Here is an 18,438-nt window from a genome sequence, read left to right as displayed (position 1 = left end):
TATCGTTTCGCACTGCTATTTCGGGCAGGGACGCGATAGGCTCAACACAAATATCGACCTCGGAATTGTGCGGCGACAACTGATGATTGGGGGGCCGACACGGCCGGCTGAGACAACGAACTCCGTAAGGTTGATTATCTTGGCGCTTCATAAGGCCTAGATCGGAACTTTAGCGTTCTCTCATGGTTCTCCTTTCGATGTGGTCGAACCTAGGATCGGTAGCGCGAGTGGCTGTGTTGGCCTTTAATTTCATCCATTGCCCGAGGGTGACCCCCGACGAAATATTAGTCGGGGTTTTGTCCGTGGCAGCGTGCTTGCTGTTTTTTAATGTTTTTGCGACCAACCGTCCAAATCGATAGGCCGCAGGGGCGTCGTTGAGGAACATTAGCTATTTCGAAAGGTTGGGATCACGCGCCCGGATGTCGCTGCTTGGCATCCGAGCAGGCTGGTGCGGCAAACATCAGCCGGCCCGCGTCATCGGTCCCTCCGTGGCGCGGGCTTTTTCTCACGTCAGGAGAGGCGGAGGGTGGTCTTGTTGTCTTGGCCGCCGAACAGTTGTCGCCACCGACGTAAAACGGCGCCAGCGCACGTTTGTCCCTGGTCTCTGTCCTACGCCGCGCTTCCTGCCCGCGACGCCTGGCCCTCGTTGCTGCGACGGTTGAGGTGCAAGTCACGATCCCGACATTTCGCCGGCGACGCCCTCCTGATGCCCCTGCCGGTTAGGCCCGGTGCTTACTGGCCCGCCCGCCCCAAGTGCCGGGCCGCTGCTTCCGATAAGTGCCTCAAGTTCACCAAGCGTAAATTCAATCAGGTACCGGTATTTTGAATCATTCGAGTAAATGCCCTCGGCATCAATCGATATCATCGGGCCGCCCGCCCCAGATTTGACATCGCCATCAATCAGCGGTCGATGGAAGATGGTTCGAGAAGTTCCTTCCCGTTTGGCAGGCCTGACCAGCATCCGCATTGCGTTACCCCGTTAATATCTGCCCTGTGCGCCGGGCGAAGCCAGCGAACATTCCGGAAAAGCCTGCCGCTCCACTATTGTTCCAGCCTGTTTGGCGCGTCAGACCTTTGCGCCATCGTCAAAGACCTTAGCCCTACGTGCTTGGGTGGGAGCCCCGCCAGCGCGCGTTTCTGCCGAGGCCGCGGCCAACGCGCCCCGCTTGTCCTAAAGCACGTCGCGTTCAATTAGCCTCATATCCTGCTGCTTTGAAGAAATTTCTGCATTGGATTGGGTCGAACAGGTCGCAGATTTCCTTGAGCGCTTCACAGATGGCGTCGAAAGATCGTGCGGCCTTTTTTCTGAGCAACGCCTTGAGTTTCGAGAACGCCATTTCGATGGGATTGAGGTCGGGTGAGTAAGGCGGCAACGGCAAGAGCCATGCGCCGCGCTTACGCACGAGTTCGGCCGCCCGCTCACTCTTATGGAAGGCGACGTTATCGAGGATGACTACGTCGCCTGGCGTGAGTTCGGGAGCGAGTTGGGTCTCAACGTAGATTTCGAAGCTGGCCCGGTTCATTGGCCGATCGATGATCCACGGCGCGATCATGCCATGGCATCTGAGGCCGGCGATGAAGGTTTGTGTCTTCCAGCCACCAAACGGCGCGGTTGTGCGGTAGCGTTCGCTCTTGGGCGCCCAGCCGGCTCGTTTGGTCAGCCGCGTGTTGGTCGAGGTCTCGTCGATGAAGACGAGCCGCGTCAGGGCCTTGTCGAAAAAGGTCTTGCGCCGCGTCGTCCAGTGCTGGCGGGCCTGCCGGATGTCGGGGCGTTCCTGTTCGCTGGCCCGGAGCGTCTTTTTTTGTGACTGAGGCCCAGCCGGTGAAGCAGTCGCGCCACGCTGGAACGGTGCACGCCAACACCGCGCCCCTCCAGTTCCACGCACAGTTCGTCGAGCGTCAGGTCGCCGCTCTGGGTCATGCGGCTACGCACGAAGTCGGCGTGATCGGCAAGCTTGCCGAGGCCAAACCCGTGGCCTTGCCGACGCGGCTCAAGCGAACCAGTCTCGGCCCGAAGTTTCATGAGATCATTCACAAACTTGGGAGAAACCCGGAAATGACGCGACGCCTCCCGGTTGCTGTTCCCCTCATCCACAAACGCACTAACACGCAAACGCAACGCCATCGGTAGCGGCTTGCCCATCGCGGTTCTCCTTCAAACCACAATGAATCATCAAACCATCATTCTGGGAATCCCGAATCCGTTAGAATGCGACGTGCTTTAGCGCCCGCCTGTGGCCAGCCGGATGCATTGCGAGGCCATGGATCGCGACAGGCCCTCCTGCTTCTCCAACCACGGCCCGAAATGACCATGCGGCAATGACGCCTCGTTGTGCAGCAGCCAGCGGCCGATCGCCAGCTTCTGCCCGTCTGACAGGTGCCCGCGGGGAATGGCTCGAGTGTCGGCCGGCTCGGGATCTGCCAGCGGCGCGACATTGCTCGGGGACATCAGGGCGAGATAGGCACGGTGCACCTCTGCCTGCTTATCGGCCGGCAGCTTGTTGAACTGGCGCACCGTCATCCCGCAACCGATGGCAATGACGGCGGTGTGGCGCTCCTCACCACGAAGGCGCCTCAGCCGCTGGCTTTGCCATTGGTTCGGGAGCCGAGCCCCGGAACTTCGATCAGCCGCCGATAAGGTCAGCTGGAGCGCGGGTTTCACTGCTGACTTTCACCAACTGATCAATGGTGATTTGCGCAGCCACGTATCCGTAGTGAGTTGCTGAACGACGAAATCCGCGACGTCGGCTCGCGCGATCGTCCCGCCATGTACGCCCGAAAGGTCGGTCGACGCCTTGATGCGGCCGCGCGCCGGCTTGTCGTTGAGGACCATCGGTCGAACGATGGTCCAGTCGAGCGTGCTGCCGCGGATGGCGTCCTCCTGCCGATCCTTGTCTTCATAGACCTTGCCCAGCATCAGGGGCAGCACCAGCCTGTCAAAGAAGAAGCCGCCATGGCCGCGGCTGTCGCCGGCGCCCAGGCCGGTGATGCTCACCAGACGCCGGATGTTTTGCCGCTCCATGACGCCGACCAGCGCGCGCGTCGCCGTCGAAAGCATCGTCACCTCACGGAATGGGCTCATGGCGGTGCCCAATGAGCTGATAACGGCATCACAGCCTGCGATGGCGCGGGTCAGCGCGGTGGGATCGCGGGCATCGCCTTCGACGAGCTCGGCGCCGGTGAGGTTCTCGGCCTTTGCCTTGGAGCGGACGAGGGCAACGACGTCATGTCCCTCTGCGAGAGCCTTGCTGACAATCAGCCGGCCCGTTGCGCCTGTGGCGCCCAATACCAGAATTTTCATATCAAACCTCCGAAGGTGTGTTGATGGACGGGAAAAAATCGATGAGACGCCGGCCGAGGAAGTCGCTGATGGCGTTCACGGACTGCTCGGCTGCGAAGAACTGGCCGAGAGAGGATTGGAACACGTGCGGCATGCCCTCCCAGACCGACAATGTGATCTCCACGCCGGCCGCCCGCGCCCGGTCGGCATAGCGGATGGCATCGGCGAGCAGCAATTCGTCGTCGCCGACATCGATGCGGATCGGCGGCAGGCGGCCGAGCCGCGCATAGAGCGGCGAGGCCTTGGGGTTGGTGGCATCCTGGCCTTGAAGGTACATTTCCGCAAAGCCCTGGAGCACGCCGCGCGTGAAGATCGGATCCGCCGCTGCCCTCGTCTCGACGCTGTCGCCGGTGAGCGCCAGGTCGGTCCGGGGCGACATCACCGCGGCCCCGACAGGTTGCATCGTGCCCTGCGTCTTGTCTGCAGCCAGGATCGACAGCAGTGCCAACGTCAACCGCCACCGGCAGAGTCGCCTATAACCGCGATCCGTTCGGCACCGTCCGCAACGAGACCGCGATAGGCGGCGACCGCATCGTCGATCGCTGCCGGGAACGGATGCTCGGGCGCGCCGGTAGTCCGGGACGAAGGCATCGGCGCCAACGCGTGCGGCGATCTGGCCCGCGAAGTTGGTGAGCGCCTCGGCTGAGCCGAGCACATAGCCACCACCATGAATATAGAGCATGCGTGCACCCGGCCGTGGGTTCGGCAGCCGCAGCCAGAAGCCCGCAATTCCCCCGACCGTCGCGGGCTCGACCCGCACATTCGCAGCGGCGGGTGTGGCGGCAAACATGGCGTCGAACATCGGCCGTGCCTTGGCCCCATCGGCTCGCCCTTATGGGCCGAGGCGGCCTGTCGCATCGCGGCCACGACCGGAGCGTCTTCAGGCAAGAGGGGTTGAATCGTCGCCATCGTTCGGTCTCCTTGGTTGGGTGGAGGGGTGCAGGTTCAGCCCTTCGCCCACTGCGTTGCGGCATCCTTGGCAAAAGCGGCATAGGAGCGCGGGGCATGACCGAGAAGCTTGGTCAGGCGGGCAATGTCGTCCGCGGTCGCCACCGCGCCATCGCTCTGATACCGGCTGAACATCAGACGCAGATCGAGCGCGTGCCAGGCGGGCAGCATGGTCTTCGTGCGCTGCTCCATGGCGACAAGATCATTGCCGCCGTACCGGACAGCGCGGCCGAGCGCTTGGCTCCAGATGGCGGCGATGCCTTCGCCGGTCAGGCTGTCCGGACCAACCAAAGCATAAGTCTCGCGGCCGAGCGGCGTCGCTGCCTGCTCGCGGCGAACCAGCTCGATCGCGGCGGCCTCGCCAATGTCGCGGATATCGACCATCGAGATACCCTTCGCGCCGATCGGCGCGCCATAGACGCCGGCCTTCAGAAGCACGTCCTTCTGCCGAAGATCGTTCTGGATGAAGTAGGCGGGCCGCAGGATCGTCGCGGGCAGATCAAGCGCCTCGATCATCCGCTCGACCGTGTACTTGCCCGCGAAATGCGGAACGTCGGCATAGGGCGCGCCGCCGAACACCGAGAGATAGACGATACCCTTGACGCCGGCCTCGCGAGCCACCGTCAGCGCAAGCATGGCCTGGGTCAATTCGTCCGCAACATTCGGGGCGAGCAGGAACAATATGCTGACGCCTTCCAGCGCGGATCGTAGCGAATCCGGATCGGCGAGATCACCGCGGACCGCCTTTACACCTGATGGCAGCTGCGCCGCCTCTGGGGAACGAGTCAAGGCGCGAACCTCGAGGTCGCGCCCCTGCAGGTGGGCCAGGACTTGGGAACCGATGGTCCCGGTGCTGCCGGATATCAAAATAGCCATTGTGAAAACTCCTTATGTTGTTTGTGCGTGTCGAGAGAAAGATACATGTTCCAATCCTGATTAGGGGATGGCATTTTCGAAACAACATGTCTCAAAATTGGAACACATCTCCTATGGATCTCGAAGCTCTGGCGGACTTCAACCTCGTTGCAACCCATGGCGGTTTCGGCCGAGCCGGTCGCCTCTCCGGGCGATCCAAGGCGACATTGTCGCGCCATGTGAGCGAACTCGAACACAGTCTTGGCGTGAGGCTGATCGAGCGTGGATCCCAAAGTCTGCGGCTGACAGACGAAGGGCGAGCGCTTCACGAGCGCACCGACGGACTGCTGTCGGAAATTGCGGAAGCGGGGGAGGCCATTGTGTTGGGTGCGTCCACCCCGAGAGGCAGGCTGCGGGTGAGCGCTCCCTTGGTTTTCGCCCATGTGGCACTTCCCAGGATCGGCGCTCGTTTTGCTCTCGCCTATCCCGAGGTCAAGCTTGAGATTGTTGCCGAGGATCGCAAGGTCGATCCGGTCGAGGATGGCTACGACCTTGTCATCCGGATTGACCCGTCACCGGATGAACGGCTCATCGGTCGCCGTTTTCTCAATGACGAGCGCCTGATTGTCGCCGCACCGGACATGCCGCACCCTCAGCCGGCGCCGGGCGGTGAACCGAGTCCCGTAAAGGCGGTCTTGCTGAGCGCCACATCGCTGAGCGTTGTTTGGCGCATGAAATCCGTTTCTGAGGACGAAGTCCTTCTCAAACCCGAGCCGATCCTGCGCTTCTCTTCTCTGTTGATGGTGCGCGAAGCCGTTCTCGCAGGTGGGGGCGCGGCGTTGCTTCCGAAGCTTCTTGTCGCGGACGATATCGAGGCGGGCCGGCTCGTTTGCTGGGGAACTCACGCCGGTCCGTCTGTCGAAATCTGGGCGCTCCAAAGCTCGCGACGCCTTGTCGGTGCCAAGGTTCGCGCTTTCTTGGATGCGATGGAGAGGGCTTTGCCGACCAAGGTTCTCATGGCCTAGTGCTGTCGAACTGCGATTGGGATCGCGGCGAGGTTCGCGGTTGCTTATGGACAAAGTAGGATACTAGGTTCGGTTGACCGCTGATGAAGTCGTTCCCGCTTCATCACGCGACGACCATCAGTCCGGCACGGAACAGACCAGTTCGAGCGAACTTCTCCCTGTCGCGCGTTACAACCGTTTCGTGCGACCTGATTCGTCTCTGTAACCATCATGCAGCAGCGCGGCTGAAGCAGTTGATCATGAAATCGTCGAGCGGCGTTTCGCAACGGTCGTCATGATGAGCTCGGCCATGGCATCTCCCACGCCCGGACCGAGCTGGAACCCATGTCCGCTGAAGCCGAAGGCGTGGAACAGGCCTGGCGTCGTCACCGAGCGTCCCATGATCGGCAGCATGTCTCTGACATAACCCTCGCAGCCGGACCAAGTGCGAATGACCGTAGCCTGCGCGATCGCCGGCAGCAGTCGCGCGACGGCGCGCAACTGCGTGGGCAGGCGCGTTGGGTCGGCGGCCGCATGGCCTGGATCGAGGTTCACCGCTGCTCTTTCGGCCGCTCCGCCGAAGACGATGTTGCCCCGCTCGACCTGACGCAGATAGGCGCCATGGTCCTTGTTGCGCGTCCAGATGCCGACCACTGGCAGGATCCGATGCGGCAGCGGCTCGGTCACGCCCATCTGCGGGCCACGGGCGTCGAGCGGAACCGCTTCGCCGAACTGCGCGGCGATGCGCGCGCCCCAAGCACCAGCGGTGTTGAGCAGACACTCGGCGGCGAATGCACCTTTTGAACTGGCTACAAGGAAGCTGGAGCCTGTGTGCCGGATCGTCTCGACCTCAGTCGCCTCGGCGATTTCCGCGCCCAGTTTGCGGGCGGCCTCNATTCCACGTCGCGGCCAAGCATTTTTTCGGCCTCGCCCCACAGCCTGAGCGAGCGATGGGCCAGCGGAAGCCACGAGACCTGCCAGCGCGCGTCAGACGGCTGTCGATGAGGAATCGCCAAGATGCGGGAACAGAGTTCAGACGCCGACGTTTTTTCCCAGGTCACGCGATTTGCGCGTGTAGAACTAACGGAGGAAAAAATGAGCATCAAAATGCTTACGATGGGCGCGATGGCGCTCGCAATGATGACGGGCTCAGCGCTGGCAGGCAGCAGCACCACTTCCGCGCTCGATGATCCTGCAAAGATGTCACCTTTCTTCACGGATGCCGGCATGAAAACCTTGAGGTCGGAAGCGGATTTCAAGACCGCGTGGATGTCCATGAAACCGGATGAACAAAAGGCGGTGCTGAAAGACTGCGGCGACACCACGCTCAACAAGTCGCACGCGGATTTCTGCGCCATGGCGAAGAAGATGGGTGGCTAAGAATAACCGCTCTAGGCATATTTCCCGAAACGTATTTGGCCCGTCCCTTAGGCACGGGCCTTTTTCTACAGGTCATTCCCTTGAGAGCCATGTTGGTAAGTGCTCCCGTCGGTCTCCCTTTCCTCGTCAATGATCCGGACTGGCAGATAAGCATTCATCTGCAGCCACTCACGCAGGACGATCTGAAAGAGATCCGACGGCCGATTTTCATTTCGGCGGCAATGGAGTTCAGTGCTTCCTCCGTGGCTGGCTCTAGCGGGAGGCCAGCGACGTTCCGGAGCATCAATGCAGCCCGGCGGCGTTCTCAAGCTCCTTGGCGACGGAAAGGCGCGTCATTCCGTGTTCCTCGGCTCGATGATGGCGGAAACAAGCGAGGAAGGTGGCGCTGGTTAGGGCACGGCAGCGCGTTGAGTTGGATGACGCAATTTGGCCCGCTGCTTCACGGTGGCGGGCTTCCCTATCTCTAGCTAGGGTGCCTCCGACAAAATATGTGGTCATGACGTGAGTGCGGGGAGGGCGCTACGTCGCAGCCACGGACGTGATCCGTTGTCGAGCTCCCCCCGCCGCCAATCGGGTCAGGTAGAAAAGGGGAGCTGACTGCTCCCTTTTCAGACTAAGCTGCTATTTTGCGACAACTCTCAGCGCATTGGCGGCAATCATCAACGCATTCTTGCATGTCGCCGATCTGTTCGCAGCTTCGCGCACATTCTTCGCAAATTTCTGCGCATTCGCGGCATGTGTTCTGCCGCCACCGTGTGTAGCAGTTGACACGCTGGCCCGGTCGCTTTTGGCAAGGCCGCGCCCAGCAGCGGTGCACAAAACCATGTGGGCGAGAATTACTCCGCACTGCGCGTCGCGCTAAGCGACCCTCGACCTGCTGACGGTTCATGGGTGGGTACTTAAGCCAAGCCCTGTGAGTTCAGCGTTGCTGGCACTGGAGGTCTGCTGTCTCTAAACCCTCCCCGAATCTCGCGAAAATTGGTTGGAGAAGTGCTCGCGCGGCCTTGTGTCGTCCGCGAACGGCCAACAGGGAAGCAAGGTCGACAGCGGCCCGCAACTCCCATGCTCGCACGCCCTGATGATCGCTGAACTCTAACGACCGCCGAAAACAAAGTTCTGCTTCTTCGCCGGCGCCAGGTCGCGGAGCCGCGAGAACAAGGCTGCCCTTCACGCGCATCAGTTCCGGCATGTAGCAAAGATCGCCGTTTGCTTCGACCTGCCGGATCGTCTCATCCATCAGTGAAAGTGCCTCGACGGACCGGCCCGTCGCTGCGAGCCCCTGGGCGAACGAGATGTTGAGCGGAGTGGTGAGCAGTTCGTAGGGGGCGGTGTGAAGTTCGGCAAGAGAGTATCGAAGACTTTCGACGCCACCGCTTGCATTGCCTCGCCGAATGGCGATCTCCCCTTTGAAACCGTGTCCCAGCGCGAGATAGGGTCCCAGAGAATGAAATTCAGCGCGGGAGAAAAGACGATCGATGTGTTCTTCCGCGCTCTTCAGGTCTCCGACCCAGAGGAACACGGAGACCGCCCAGACAAACGCGATGGAGAGCGTCAGAGGTTGGTCTAGGACTTTGGCGTCCTCGATCGTCAGCAGCGCGCGCGCCACGGCTCGATCCGGATAGCCTTGCAGCCAGAGTGTCCTTGCCAAAATCGCACCCGCCAGGACCCTACCGTCGAACCCGAGATAGTTTGTCGTGGTTCGGTCGGAGCGTGGCCCGTATCGCAACGCCGCTTCGAGCGCGGTCTGGCCACGTGGCCTGCTGCCGGTTTTTCGGACACGAGGTTAAGCTAGCATAGCTTGTTCCTCGAACTCGACGGGGCTCAGATAGCCGACATAGTTCGCAAACTTGTTCGGCGTCTTTATCGCGCTCCACCCTACCTTTGCTGCGATCGAGCGGGTGTAGGTTTGGCCACCGCACTTTGCCATCCTTCAGGCTCGTCCGCCTTTACCCCGCCCGGTCACGGCCAGTCCTTTCGGCCCAATCGAAACGTTCGATATCGTCAAACGCAGCGCGGGCTACTGGTGCAAGGCGGGCGGGGCTGCGCTGTTCAGGGCTTCGCGCCGCCCGCCACTCGCGCCAACCACCATTACGTTCGTTGTCCCTTTTGCTCTTCATGCCGTTCGGTGTCGAACGCCTGCCTACCCTTCGCATTCCATAGGTCCCGCGCATGCTCGCCTTTATGGCTCTGCAACTTTTCGGCGACCCAGAGCAGCGCGCCGTAGATGGTGGCGCGATCGTCATTGGTCAGATCGACAATGCCTGCCTTGACGACGAGACCGCCAAGTTCGATCAGATGTCGCGTGCGCTTGCGGCGCTCGACCTGCCATGCACGCATGTCATTGCGAGCCCGAGCCGCCTGGCTGCGATTGCGTGCCGCCCGGTTGAGCCGAAGAGCTGCGAGCGTTGCGCTGAGATGCCGAAGCAGCTCGCCGGGACCGGCTCTCGAAAAACATCACCCCACGCTTGGCCCATGCCTCACGCTTTGCGGTGTCTTTCGTCTCGGTGATTGCGACCAGTGCGCCGGCCAGTTCGTCGGTGTTGAGCTGATCGGCGCCGGTGGAGATCACCAGCTCGCCAAGTTGCTGAACCTTTCGCGTTTTTAGCTCTCGAGCCTTCTCTTCCAGTGCCTTCAGTTCCGCGTCGAAGTCGCGTGGTTTTCGCATGACTGTCTCCGTCGATTGTGGATGCGACGATGATAGGCGAGCGTCCGCTGGAAGGCTTCAGAGTTGCCGAGACAGCCCGGGACGGGCTGGTCCATCCCGAGAATTTTTCGAGGGAGGGCGCGCTTATACGTCGTGCCGACGTGCGCTTTGACGTGCAAATGATCTGGTCGCGATGGCGATCTATCATATTCACGTCAAGGTCATTGGCCGCAAGGCTGGGAGCAGCGTTGTGGCGTCGGCCGCCTACCGCTCGGCTTCGAGGCTGCGCGACGGGCGGATCGAACGGACGCATGATTTCTCTGCCAAGCGCGGTGTCGTCCATTCCGAGGTGATGCTGCCGGAGAGTGCGCCGCAAGCCTGGCGCGACCGCGAACGGCTGTGGAATGACGTAGAGGCGTTCGAGGTCCGCAAGGATGCGCAGTTGGCCCGCGAGGTCGAGTTTGCGCTGCCGCGTGAACTCAGCCAGGCGCAAGGCATCGAACTGGCGCGCGACTTTGTACAAGTCGAGTTTGTCAGCAAGGGCATGGTCGCCGATCTCAATGTGCATTGGGACAGAGCAGAGGATGGCAGTCCCAAGCCGCACGCTCATGTCATGCTGACCATGCGGTCCGTGGACGAGAACGGTTTTGGTGCCAAGGTTCGAGACTGGAATGCTACCCAGCTGGTCGAGCGCTGGCGCGAGCGATGGGCGGAGCTTGCCAATGAACGCCTGGCCGAACTCGACATCGACGCGCGCATCGATCATCGCAGTCTGGAAGCGCAGGGCATTTCACTGGAGCCGCAAACCCAGATTGGTGCGCCGGCTCAACGCATCGAGGGCAGTGGCCTTGCTGCTGGCGACAGTGAAGCAGATCGCGCCGAACTGCATCGCGAGATCGCCCGCAACAATGGTGCGCGCATCATTGCCGATCCATCCGTGGCGCTGTATGCCATCACCCATCAACAATCGACGTTCACCCGAAAAGACATCGCGAAGTTCTCGCATCGCCACAGCGATGGAGTGGAGCAATTCAACGCGGTCGTGGCAGCCATCAGCAACGCACCCGATCTGGTCGAACTCGGCAAGGACGGGCGCGGCGAAGACCGGTTCACCACAAGGCAGATGATCGAGACCGAGCTGCGCCTTCACCGCGCTGCTGAGCGTATTGATCTGGACGAGCGACACGCGGTGAGTGACGCACATCGCGAGGCGGCGCTGGCGCGGAATGCGCGACGCGGGCTTGTCCTGTCAGGCGAGCAGAGCGATGCGCTTGTGCACATCACCGATGGTCGCGGTCTTGGTGTCGTTATCGGCTTTGCCGGGACCGGCAAAAGCGCCATGCTGGGCGTTGCGCGCCAGGCATGGGCAGCTGCAGGTTATGAGGTTCGAGGCGCCGCACTCTCCGGCATTGCCGCCGAGAATCTGGAAGGTGGATCAGGCATCTCGTCATGCACCATCGCCAGCATGGAACACAGCTGGGGACACGGCAGGGATCTGCTCACCGCGCGCGATGTCCTGGTGATCGATGAGGCCGGCATGGTCGGCACGCGCCAGTTGGAGCGCGTGCTCTCCCATGCGGCGGACGCTGGCGCGAAAGTCGTCCTGGTCGGCGATCCGCAGCAACTGCAGGCGATCGAAGCCGGCGCCGCATTCCGCTCACTCCACGAGCGTCATGGCGGCGTCGAAATCGGCCAGGTGCGTCGGCAGCGCGAGGACTGGCAGCGCGATGCGACGCGCGATCTGGCAACCGGCAAGATAGGTGCCGCGATCAGCGCCTACGATGCGCAAGGCATGGTGCATCAGGCTCCAACGCGCGACGAAGCACGAGCTGAACTCGTCGAGCGCTGGGATCGCGACAGGCGGGCGCATCCAGAGGCAAGCCGGATCATCCTCACCCACACGAACGACGAGGTGCGCGCCCTGAACCAGGCAGCGCGCGAGCGCATGCGCGCTGCCGGCGATCTCGGCGACGATGTCCACGTGAATGTCGAACGCGGCCCAAGGACCTTCGCCAGCGGCGACCGTGTCATGTTCCTGCGCAACGAGCGCGGGCTCGGCGTCAAGAACGGCACGCTTGGCATCGTGGAGGAAGTCAGCACACAGATCATGACCGTGCGCACCGATGGCGACCGATCGGTTCGCTTCGACCTGAAAGACTACGCGCACATCGACCACGGCTATGCCGCGACCATTCACAAGGCTCAGGGCATGACCGTCGACCGGACCCATGTGCTCGCAACGCCGGGAATGGATGCGCATGGCAGCTACGTCGCCCTGTCGCGACATCGAGACGGGATGGATCTGCATTATGGCGGCGATGACTTTGCCACTAGAGAACGCCTCGTCCGGACGCTGTCACGGGACCGTGCCAAGGACATGGCGTCGGATTACGAGCAGGTCGACCCGGCGCTGCACTATGCCGAGCGGCGGGGAATCACGTTCCGCGAGCGCGTGGTCGAGATCGTGCGTCGGATCGTTCCGGAGAAGCTGCGCGACAGAATCGGCGGGCTGATGGACGGGTTGCACTCACCGGCAGACGGCGAGCCTGGCCAGGACAGTCGGCGTAGTCCGGGAAGGGAATATGTTGGGGCGCGGATCGGAGATGCAGTCCGGGCGCCCGAAAAAGATCCTTCTGCCAGGGGAGTGCTGCGTGACACGAATGTGCCGGTGGACGCGGAAGCGGCGTTGCGCAGAGCTCGCACCCAGGCGCTTGTGCGTCACGCGCGCGCTATCGACGCTATCCTCAGTACTGGAAATGCCGACGGGCAGGGCAGTCCCGAGCAGATGCGCGAATTGAGGGATGCCCGTAGCGCTTTCGAGAAGGTGCGTCCGCATGGCTGGCGCGATGCCGAAGCGGCATACGTCAAGAATCCTGAGTTGGTCCGCGAGGCGGGGGGCGGCCGCGTCAGCCGCATCGTGCTTGCTCTCCAGCTTGAGACGGAAATCCGCACCGGACTAGACAACGATCCGGGCCGCCGCGCAGACCGGTTCGTCGAACGCTGGCAAAAGCTCGATCGGACGGGACGAGAGCAATATCAGGCCGGCGACATGTCCGGCTACAAGTCAACGCGCTCGGCCATGTCCGACATGGCCAAGAGTCTCGAACGCGATCCGCAGCTTGAATCCCTGCTTGCAAACCGCAAACGCGAGCTTGGCATCAACGTGGATTCGGGTCGTCGCCTGGGCGCGGAACTCGCCTTCCGCCATGGCATCGGTAAGGGACGAGGCATTGGGATCTAAGGCATGCCGATTTGCCGCCGTTTCCACTCCGCAGATCGATGAAATGACAAATCTGATTGCGCGGCGGCCTTTGTTGTCCTGTCTGGTTCCAGCAGGTGCCAAATGCTCTCAGCGAAAGGCAAGGCAGCCATGCCTGGACTGGATCGTATCATTCGCCTCAAAACCGTCCTTGCCAGGACTGGCCTGTCCCGTTCAACCCTCTATCGCAAGATCGCCGAAGGCACGTTCCCGGCTCAGATCAAGATCAGTGTCAACGGGGCTGGCTGGCGTGAATCCGATATCAATCGATGGGTCGACGATCCTGTCTCATGGCACACCAGTGCATCAAGAAAAAACAGCGACTAGTGGTGGTTGAGTGGCACGTTGCCGCCACCGTTGAACACTCCTGTCTGAGGCAAGTTCAACGACTGGGAAGGGGCCGTGAACGGACTGTCCAGTTCTGGCCCGAGGACTTGGGTAAGCTGACATTCCGCAGCCGACCCAATCTCATAAGTGCATGGACTGCAGTGATGTTTCTAGGAGGGAAACGCGCCCAACTGCATCAAGAGGCCGAGGAGGTCGGGCTGACCGTATTCCTTGACGATCTTGCCATTCTCAAGGTGATAAATGTTCAGCGCCTGGACGTGGATCGTCTTTTGAGTTGATGGCACGCCCATGAACGGTCCGGTATGGGTGCCGTTCATCGTGAAGCGGGCCGCTATCTTGTTCTCCTCGGCGACCGCCTCTTCCAAGGTCCATTGGATATCGGAAAAGCCTGCTCGCATCATTGCGACGATCGCCATGTAGCCAGCAGGTCCGGTCATCGGCTCTGGCCTGCCGGGGACATGAAAGATGGCATTCGGCGAGATGAGTTCGTTCGCCAGCTTTTGATCCGCCGAGTTGATGAATTCGACGAACCTGGCCATGAATGAGGTGGCGGTGCTGCTCATAACAAACGTCCAATTGTCTGCAGCCGCGGTAGCGGCGATACTGACGGATGTATTGTTGAAACAGGGCGGGATAAATCGCGCCAATGGTTGCTGACCTACAACAAATTCGCTCCAATTACATCCCGCGCGGCCTTAGGCAGGGGTCTGGCGATCGCGGCACTACCGTCCAAATTTGGCTACGGCGAAATCCAAAAAGCTCCGAAGCTTGGCGGTTATGCGGCGATCGGGAGCGTAGATCACATTGAGCGGCCGCGACGGCGGGCGATAATCCGGCAAGATCCCGACCAGTTCGCCGCTTGCCATGGCCTCGCTCACGATTTCGCTCGGCTGCAGCAAGACGCCTATCCCTGCCACGGCCGCGCATAGCAGGGGCTCGCCGTGATCGGCCATCACACGGCCAGATACCGGAACCACAACCCTTCCATCCGGTCCGTCGAACGTCCAGTGCGTCCTCAACTCCGTGAAGGAGAAGCCAAGACACTCATGCCGTTGAAGATCGAGAGGGTGCTCGATGGCTGGATGTGTCTTGAGGTATGCAGGCGAGGCGCACAGAACCAGTCGGTAGGGAGCCAAAGGTCTGGCGATGAGGCCGCTATCGACGAGTTCGCCGGTTCGAAAGACCGCGTCATATCCCTCGTCGATTACATCGACCGCTCGATTGGAAAGCGTCAATTCCACCGAAATCTGCGGATGGGCCTCCAGGTATTCCGGTAGACTAGGACTAAGGCTGCGTATGCCGAAGCTGACCGGAGCGTTTATCCTCAGCCTGCCGGTTGGAACCGACTTCGTCTCCTCGGCCAATCCCTCAGCCATCTCAACTTCGGCGAGGATGTGCTTGGCTCGCTCATAATAGCCGCGGCCGAAGTCCGTTAGGCTTTGCCGGCGTGTGGTTCGGTTCAGAAGCCGGACACCAAGATGATCCTCCAACGCGCGAACGTATTTTCCGACGAGCTGCGGCGAGGTCGACATGGCTTCCGCCGCGGCTGAAAAGGAGCCGAGCTCCACAGCCCTAACGAAGACGGTCATGCCGGCGAAGCGGTCCATTTCAACACAATTCGTTTCAAGTGTTGCTCTCTCGCGCCCACTTATCTCGAATACGTTTCATATGGAAGTGTCGCGGCCGGTTCGGTCTGAAATTCCGCATCACTGTGCGCGCCGGAACTGTGGCTTTAGGGAAACAAATACCAATGTTTACGAGCAATTCCGACAAGGTTCCTGAACACGTCTACGCCTCGGTGGCATCTTGTCTGAATGGCCAACTGGATCGCCGCGAATTCCTGGCACTGGCAAGTGCGTTCGGCGCATCGGCGCCTATGGCTTACGGGCTTATCGGTGCGTCGTTGACGCCGGCCCTCGCGGCGGAGCCCAAACGCGGTGGCACCTTGAAGGTCGCGATGTTCGTCAAGGATCCGAAGGACCCGCGGACCGCGGACTGGTCGGAGATTGCCAATGCACAGCGCCAGACGCTCGAGCCGCTCGTCAAATACACTGCCGACTACACGTTTGAAGGCCGCCTGCTCGAATCCTGGGAGGTCAACGCCGATGCGACCCAGTTTGTGTTGCATTGCCGGCGCGGCGCGACCTGGAACAATGGCGACCCGTTCACGGTCGATGACGTTATCTTCAATTTGCAGCGTTGGTGCGAGCGGGATGCTGCGGGCAACTCAATGGCCGGGCGGATGGGCACGCTCATCGACCAGTCGACCGGCAAGTTGCGCGAAACAGCGATCGAACGCCTCGATCACATGACCCTGCGCATTACTCTTCAGCGGCCGGATATTACGTTCATTCCCAATCTGGCCGACTATCCGGCCCTGCTGGTTCACAAAAGCTTCGACGAAAAAGGCGCGACCTTTAGCGCATGCCCGATCGGCACCGGACCGTTCGAGTTGGTTTCCTATGATGTTGGCGTCCGCGTCGTTTTGAAACGTCGTACAAATGGAAAATGGTGGGGCGGGGAACCGCACCTCGAAGGTATCGAGTTCATTGACTACGGGTCCGACCCGAACGCAACCTTGGGAGCGTTCGAAGCCAACGAGATCCACACGAATTACGAATCGCCGGTAGACCAGCTGGCAGGCTTGGATGGACTTGGGCTGGTAAAAGGTGAGGCGGCGACCGCGGGGACTCTGCTGGCTCGAATGAATGTCACCAATAGACCTTTTGACGATCAGCGGGTGCGCAATGCGCTGCAGTTGGCCGTTGACAACAAGGTCGTGCTCGATCTTGGCTATAGCGGCGCCGGCGACGTGGCCCACAACCACCATGTCTCGCCGATTCATCCCGAGTATGTCGAACTGCCCCCAGTCAGCCGTGACGTCGACAAGGCCGCCCGCTTGCTTCAGAAGGCCGGTCTCACGGACTTTGAATTCGAGCTAATCACGGCCGACGAGGACTTTCACCGCAACACGGGCGACGCTATCGCTGCCCAGCTGCGTGAAGCGAAGATCAAGATCAAGCGGACCGTCCTCCCGGGTTCAACCTTCTGGAACGATTGGACGAAGTACCCGTTTTCGATGACGACCTGGAACATGCGGCCACTTGGCGTCCAGGTCCTTGCCGTCGCATATCGGACGGGCGAGGCCTGGAACGAAACGGCGTGGTCAAATCCCGAATTTGATACCAAGCTCAATGCCGCACTTGCCATTCCCGATGCCGAGAAGCGCAAAGCTCTGATGAAGGACATCGAGACTATGCTGCAGGATGCCGGTATTCTGATCCAGCCCTACTGGCGAAAGCTGTACAAGCACTGGGTCCCAGCCCTCAAGGGTGTCCGGGTCCATCCGACGCAGGAACACGAATACTTCGATGCCTGGCTGGATGAAGGCTGAATCCGGAACCAGCTGTCATGCAAAGCGAAATGCGATCCATCGTCATCAGCCGCTACGGCGGTCCGGAGGTCCTTGAGTGGAGGACCGTTCCGGTCCTTTCGCTACGCGCCTCGGAGATCAGGATCAGGACCAGCGCCGCCGCGGTCAATCACACCGACCTTGAGATAAGGGCCGGCAATTGGCCTATCCGCAAGCCAGAGCCTTTTCCATACGTGCCTGGCGTGGAAGTCGTCGGCGAGGTGGTTGAGGCGGGGTCTTCCGCGGGTCGTGCACTTGTTGGCCAGCAGGTCATCACGATGATGCAGGGCCTCGGCGGGGTCCGGGCAGATCGGCCAGGGGGTTATGCCGAGTTCGTGACGGTCGATGCCAGTGCGGCAGCTCAACTACCCGCCGGCACGGATCCGCTGGCTATTGCGGCGATTGGGCTAGCCGGCGTCACCGCCCACGAGGGCTTGCAACGCCTCGGACCGCTCGATGGACGGCACGTCATGGTCACCGGCGCGGCCGGCGGCGTGGGCTCGGCGGCGGTTTCGCTTGCCAGTGCGCTCGGCGCACATGTGCTGGGCCTCGTCTCGCGGCCGGAGCAGGCCGATTACGTTCGCGCGTTGGGAGCCGAACGGGTCTTGGCTTCAAAGGCCGGTGAACTGTCTCTGGTCGAGCCGCAAAGCCTCGACGGCGTTTTCGATACGGTGGGCGCAGCCGTGTTTGAAACATCGGTCTCCGCCCTGAAACCTGGCGGGACGATGTCCCTTGTTGGTGCGGTAGGGGGTAGTGATGTCCGGTTCGATCTCTGGAACCTGATCCGACCGGTATCGCTGACCGGCTATTCATCCGAGAGCCTTGACGGGACGGCACTTGAAGTTGCCGTCGCAACGCTGGCACGCCTCGCTGCCCAATGCGCTATGCAGACGCCCCAGTGGACAACGATGCCACTATCTGATGCTGCCCGTGCCCATGCCGCCCTCGAACAGAGGGGGATCAAGGGGCGGATCCTGCTGGTTTCTTGAAAGCTGCCGATCCGCGAGGCGACTATCTCGCAGGTTAGCTTTGGCGCGCGACAGCGTCCATCTTGACGCCTGAGCCTCTCGCTGAGCCGTGGTCGCGCTTTGGTATCCAAAAATCGCCCCGTCAATCCGCCACACCGTCGCGGCCATTTCAGCCGGCGGTCCGCGCTTCGAGAACGGCTGGTTTTGGGAACATCAAGACGGAAGTCGAATGGCCGACATGAGGCGCGTTGCTGACATTGATCGGAAACAGATAATCCCT

The 18,438-nt window shown here is 61.2% G+C and carries 18 protein-coding genes and 2 pseudogenes; 6 read left to right on the top strand and 14 right to left on the bottom strand.

What is annotated here, in order from left to right:
- Positions 1–670: 670 nt before the first annotated feature.
- From X743_RS139590 to X743_RS139605, 7 genes and pseudogenes are all read right to left on the bottom strand, one after another.
- A complete protein-coding gene (locus X743_RS139590) occupies positions 671–967 on the bottom strand; it encodes a hypothetical protein (protein ID WP_023769069.1) in 297 nt (98 codons plus the stop codon).
- Between the two features lie 220 nt (positions 968–1,187).
- Complete coding sequence (locus tag X743_RS1000000171595; protein WP_245264344.1) at positions 1,188–1,886, bottom strand: IS630 family transposase; 699 nt, start codon at positions 1,884–1,886, stop codon at positions 1,188–1,190.
- A 335-nt stretch (positions 1,887–2,221) separates the two neighbouring features.
- Positions 2,222–2,662: a hypothetical protein gene (locus tag X743_RS139595; RefSeq protein ID WP_156934555.1), complete on the bottom strand. Its 441-nt coding sequence runs from the start codon at positions 2,660–2,662 to the stop codon at positions 2,222–2,224.
- Positions 2,663–2,671: 9 nt separating this feature from the next.
- On the bottom strand, positions 2,672–3,301 hold the full coding sequence (locus X743_RS139600) for an SDR family oxidoreductase (protein ID WP_023769067.1): 630 nt from the start codon (positions 3,299–3,301) through the stop codon (positions 2,672–2,674).
- Position 3,302: 1 nt separating this feature from the next.
- Positions 3,303–3,719 (bottom strand): alpha/beta hydrolase fold domain-containing protein, encoded by a 417-nt coding sequence (locus X743_RS1000000174065; protein WP_280801484.1) that lies wholly within the window; start codon positions 3,717–3,719, stop codon positions 3,303–3,305.
- A gap of 71 nt (positions 3,720–3,790) precedes the next feature.
- Positions 3,791–4,022: pseudogene (locus X743_RS1000000174060) on the bottom strand (alpha/beta hydrolase fold domain-containing protein).
- Between the two features lie 263 nt (positions 4,023–4,285).
- Positions 4,286–5,164, bottom strand: coding sequence for an NmrA/HSCARG family protein (locus X743_RS139605; protein ID WP_023769066.1), 879 nt, complete (start codon positions 5,162–5,164; stop codon positions 4,286–4,288).
- Positions 5,165–5,277: 113 nt separating this feature from the next.
- Here X743_RS139605 and X743_RS139610 point away from each other — a divergent pair, with 113 nt between their 5' ends.
- Positions 5,278–6,168: a LysR family transcriptional regulator gene (locus tag X743_RS139610; protein WP_023769065.1), complete on the top strand. Its 891-nt coding sequence runs from the start codon at positions 5,278–5,280 to the stop codon at positions 6,166–6,168.
- 237 nt (positions 6,169–6,405) lie between these two features.
- Here X743_RS139610 and X743_RS01000000169625 read toward each other — a convergent pair whose 3' ends face one another.
- Positions 6,406–7,083 (bottom strand): FAD-binding oxidoreductase, encoded by a 678-nt coding sequence (locus tag X743_RS01000000169625; RefSeq protein ID WP_051508645.1) that lies wholly within the window; start codon positions 7,081–7,083, stop codon positions 6,406–6,408.
- A gap of 159 nt (positions 7,084–7,242) precedes the next feature.
- Here X743_RS01000000169625 and X743_RS139615 point away from each other — a divergent pair, with 159 nt between their 5' ends.
- Positions 7,243–7,527, top strand: a complete 285-nt coding sequence (locus X743_RS139615) for a hypothetical protein (protein WP_023769064.1) — start codon at positions 7,243–7,245, stop codon at positions 7,525–7,527.
- Positions 7,528–8,140: 613 nt separating this feature from the next.
- Here X743_RS139615 and X743_RS1000000173770 read toward each other — a convergent pair.
- From X743_RS1000000173770 to X743_RS139630, 4 genes and pseudogenes are all read right to left on the bottom strand, one after another.
- Positions 8,141–8,272, bottom strand: a pseudogene (locus X743_RS1000000173770) (four-helix bundle copper-binding protein); the annotation flags it as partial.
- A 174-nt stretch (positions 8,273–8,446) separates the two neighbouring features.
- Positions 8,447–9,133: a hypothetical protein gene (locus X743_RS139620; RefSeq protein WP_023769062.1), complete on the bottom strand. Its 687-nt coding sequence runs from the start codon at positions 9,131–9,133 to the stop codon at positions 8,447–8,449.
- 482 nt (positions 9,134–9,615) lie between these two features.
- Positions 9,616–9,864: a conjugal transfer protein TraD gene (locus X743_RS139625; protein WP_023769061.1), complete on the bottom strand. Its 249-nt coding sequence runs from the start codon at positions 9,862–9,864 to the stop codon at positions 9,616–9,618.
- Between the two features lies 1 nt (position 9,865).
- Positions 9,866–10,192 (bottom strand): conjugal transfer protein TraD, encoded by a 327-nt coding sequence (locus tag X743_RS139630; protein WP_023769060.1) that lies wholly within the window; start codon positions 10,190–10,192, stop codon positions 9,866–9,868.
- Positions 10,193–10,364: 172 nt separating this feature from the next.
- On the opposite strand from X743_RS139630, the gene traA reads away from it, so the two are divergent.
- On the top strand, positions 10,365–13,412 hold the full coding sequence (gene traA, locus X743_RS139635) for a Ti-type conjugative transfer relaxase TraA (RefSeq protein WP_023769059.1): 3,048 nt from the start codon (positions 10,365–10,367) through the stop codon (positions 13,410–13,412).
- 129 nt (positions 13,413–13,541) lie between these two features.
- Positions 13,542–13,757, top strand: coding sequence for an AlpA family phage regulatory protein (locus X743_RS139640; protein WP_023769058.1), 216 nt, complete (start codon positions 13,542–13,544; stop codon positions 13,755–13,757).
- A gap of 170 nt (positions 13,758–13,927) precedes the next feature.
- On the opposite strand, the gene X743_RS139645 is transcribed toward X743_RS139640, so the two are convergent.
- Entirely contained in the window at positions 13,928–14,341 is a 414-nt protein-coding gene (locus tag X743_RS139645; RefSeq protein WP_023769057.1) for an ester cyclase, read from the bottom strand.
- A 159-nt stretch (positions 14,342–14,500) separates the two neighbouring features.
- Complete coding sequence (locus X743_RS139650; protein WP_023769056.1) at positions 14,501–15,385, bottom strand: LysR family transcriptional regulator; 885 nt, start codon at positions 15,383–15,385, stop codon at positions 14,501–14,503.
- Positions 15,386–15,522: 137 nt separating this feature from the next.
- On the opposite strand from X743_RS139650, the gene X743_RS139655 reads away from it, so the two are divergent.
- Together X743_RS139655 and X743_RS139660 are read left to right on the top strand one after the other, a co-directional pair.
- Entirely contained in the window at positions 15,523–17,172 is a 1,650-nt protein-coding gene (locus X743_RS139655) for an ABC transporter substrate-binding protein (RefSeq protein ID WP_023769055.1), read from the top strand.
- A gap of 17 nt (positions 17,173–17,189) precedes the next feature.
- A complete protein-coding gene (locus X743_RS139660) occupies positions 17,190–18,179 on the top strand; it encodes a zinc-binding dehydrogenase (protein WP_023769054.1) in 990 nt (329 codons plus the stop codon).
- Positions 18,180–18,438 lie beyond the last annotated feature (259 nt).

Origin of the sequence: Mesorhizobium sp. LNHC232B00 (assembly GCF_000502435.1) — a bacterium.
In the GTDB taxonomy this organism is placed as follows: domain Bacteria; phylum Pseudomonadota; class Alphaproteobacteria; order Rhizobiales; family Rhizobiaceae; genus Mesorhizobium; species Mesorhizobium opportunistum.
This window is presented reverse-complemented; position numbering and strand designations above follow the sequence as displayed.

Coding starts and splice junctions, on each gene's coding strand:
- X743_RS139590 (WP_023769069.1), bottom strand. CDS start 967: ATGCGGATGCTGGTCAGGCCTGCCAAACGGGAAGGAACTTCTCGAACC.
- X743_RS139600 (WP_023769067.1), bottom strand. CDS start 3,301: ATGAAAATTCTGGTATTGGGCGCCACAGGCGCAACGGGCCGGCTGATT.
- X743_RS1000000174065 (WP_280801484.1), bottom strand. CDS start 3,719: ATGTCGCCCCGGACCGACCTGGCGCTCACCGGCGACAGCGTCGAGACG.
- X743_RS139605 (WP_023769066.1), bottom strand. CDS start 5,164: ATGGCTATTTTGATATCCGGCAGCACCGGGACCATCGGTTCCCAAGTC.
- X743_RS139610 (WP_023769065.1), top strand. CDS start 5,278: ATGGATCTCGAAGCTCTGGCGGACTTCAACCTCGTTGCAACCCATGGC.
- X743_RS139615 (WP_023769064.1), top strand. CDS start 7,243: ATGAGCATCAAAATGCTTACGATGGGCGCGATGGCGCTCGCAATGATG.
- X743_RS139625 (WP_023769061.1), bottom strand. CDS start 9,864: ATGCGTGCATGGCAGGTCGAGCGCCGCAAGCGCACGCGACATCTGATC.
- X743_RS139630 (WP_023769060.1), bottom strand. CDS start 10,192: ATGCGAAAACCACGCGACTTCGACGCGGAACTGAAGGCACTGGAAGAG.
- traA (WP_023769059.1), top strand. CDS start 10,365: ATGGCGATCTATCATATTCACGTCAAGGTCATTGGCCGCAAGGCTGGG.
- X743_RS139640 (WP_023769058.1), top strand. CDS start 13,542: ATGCCTGGACTGGATCGTATCATTCGCCTCAAAACCGTCCTTGCCAGG.
- X743_RS139645 (WP_023769057.1), bottom strand. CDS start 14,341: ATGAGCAGCACCGCCACCTCATTCATGGCCAGGTTCGTCGAATTCATC.
- X743_RS139650 (WP_023769056.1), bottom strand. CDS start 15,385: ATGGACCGCTTCGCCGGCATGACCGTCTTCGTTAGGGCTGTGGAGCTC.
- X743_RS139660 (WP_023769054.1), top strand. CDS start 17,190: ATGCAAAGCGAAATGCGATCCATCGTCATCAGCCGCTACGGCGGTCCG.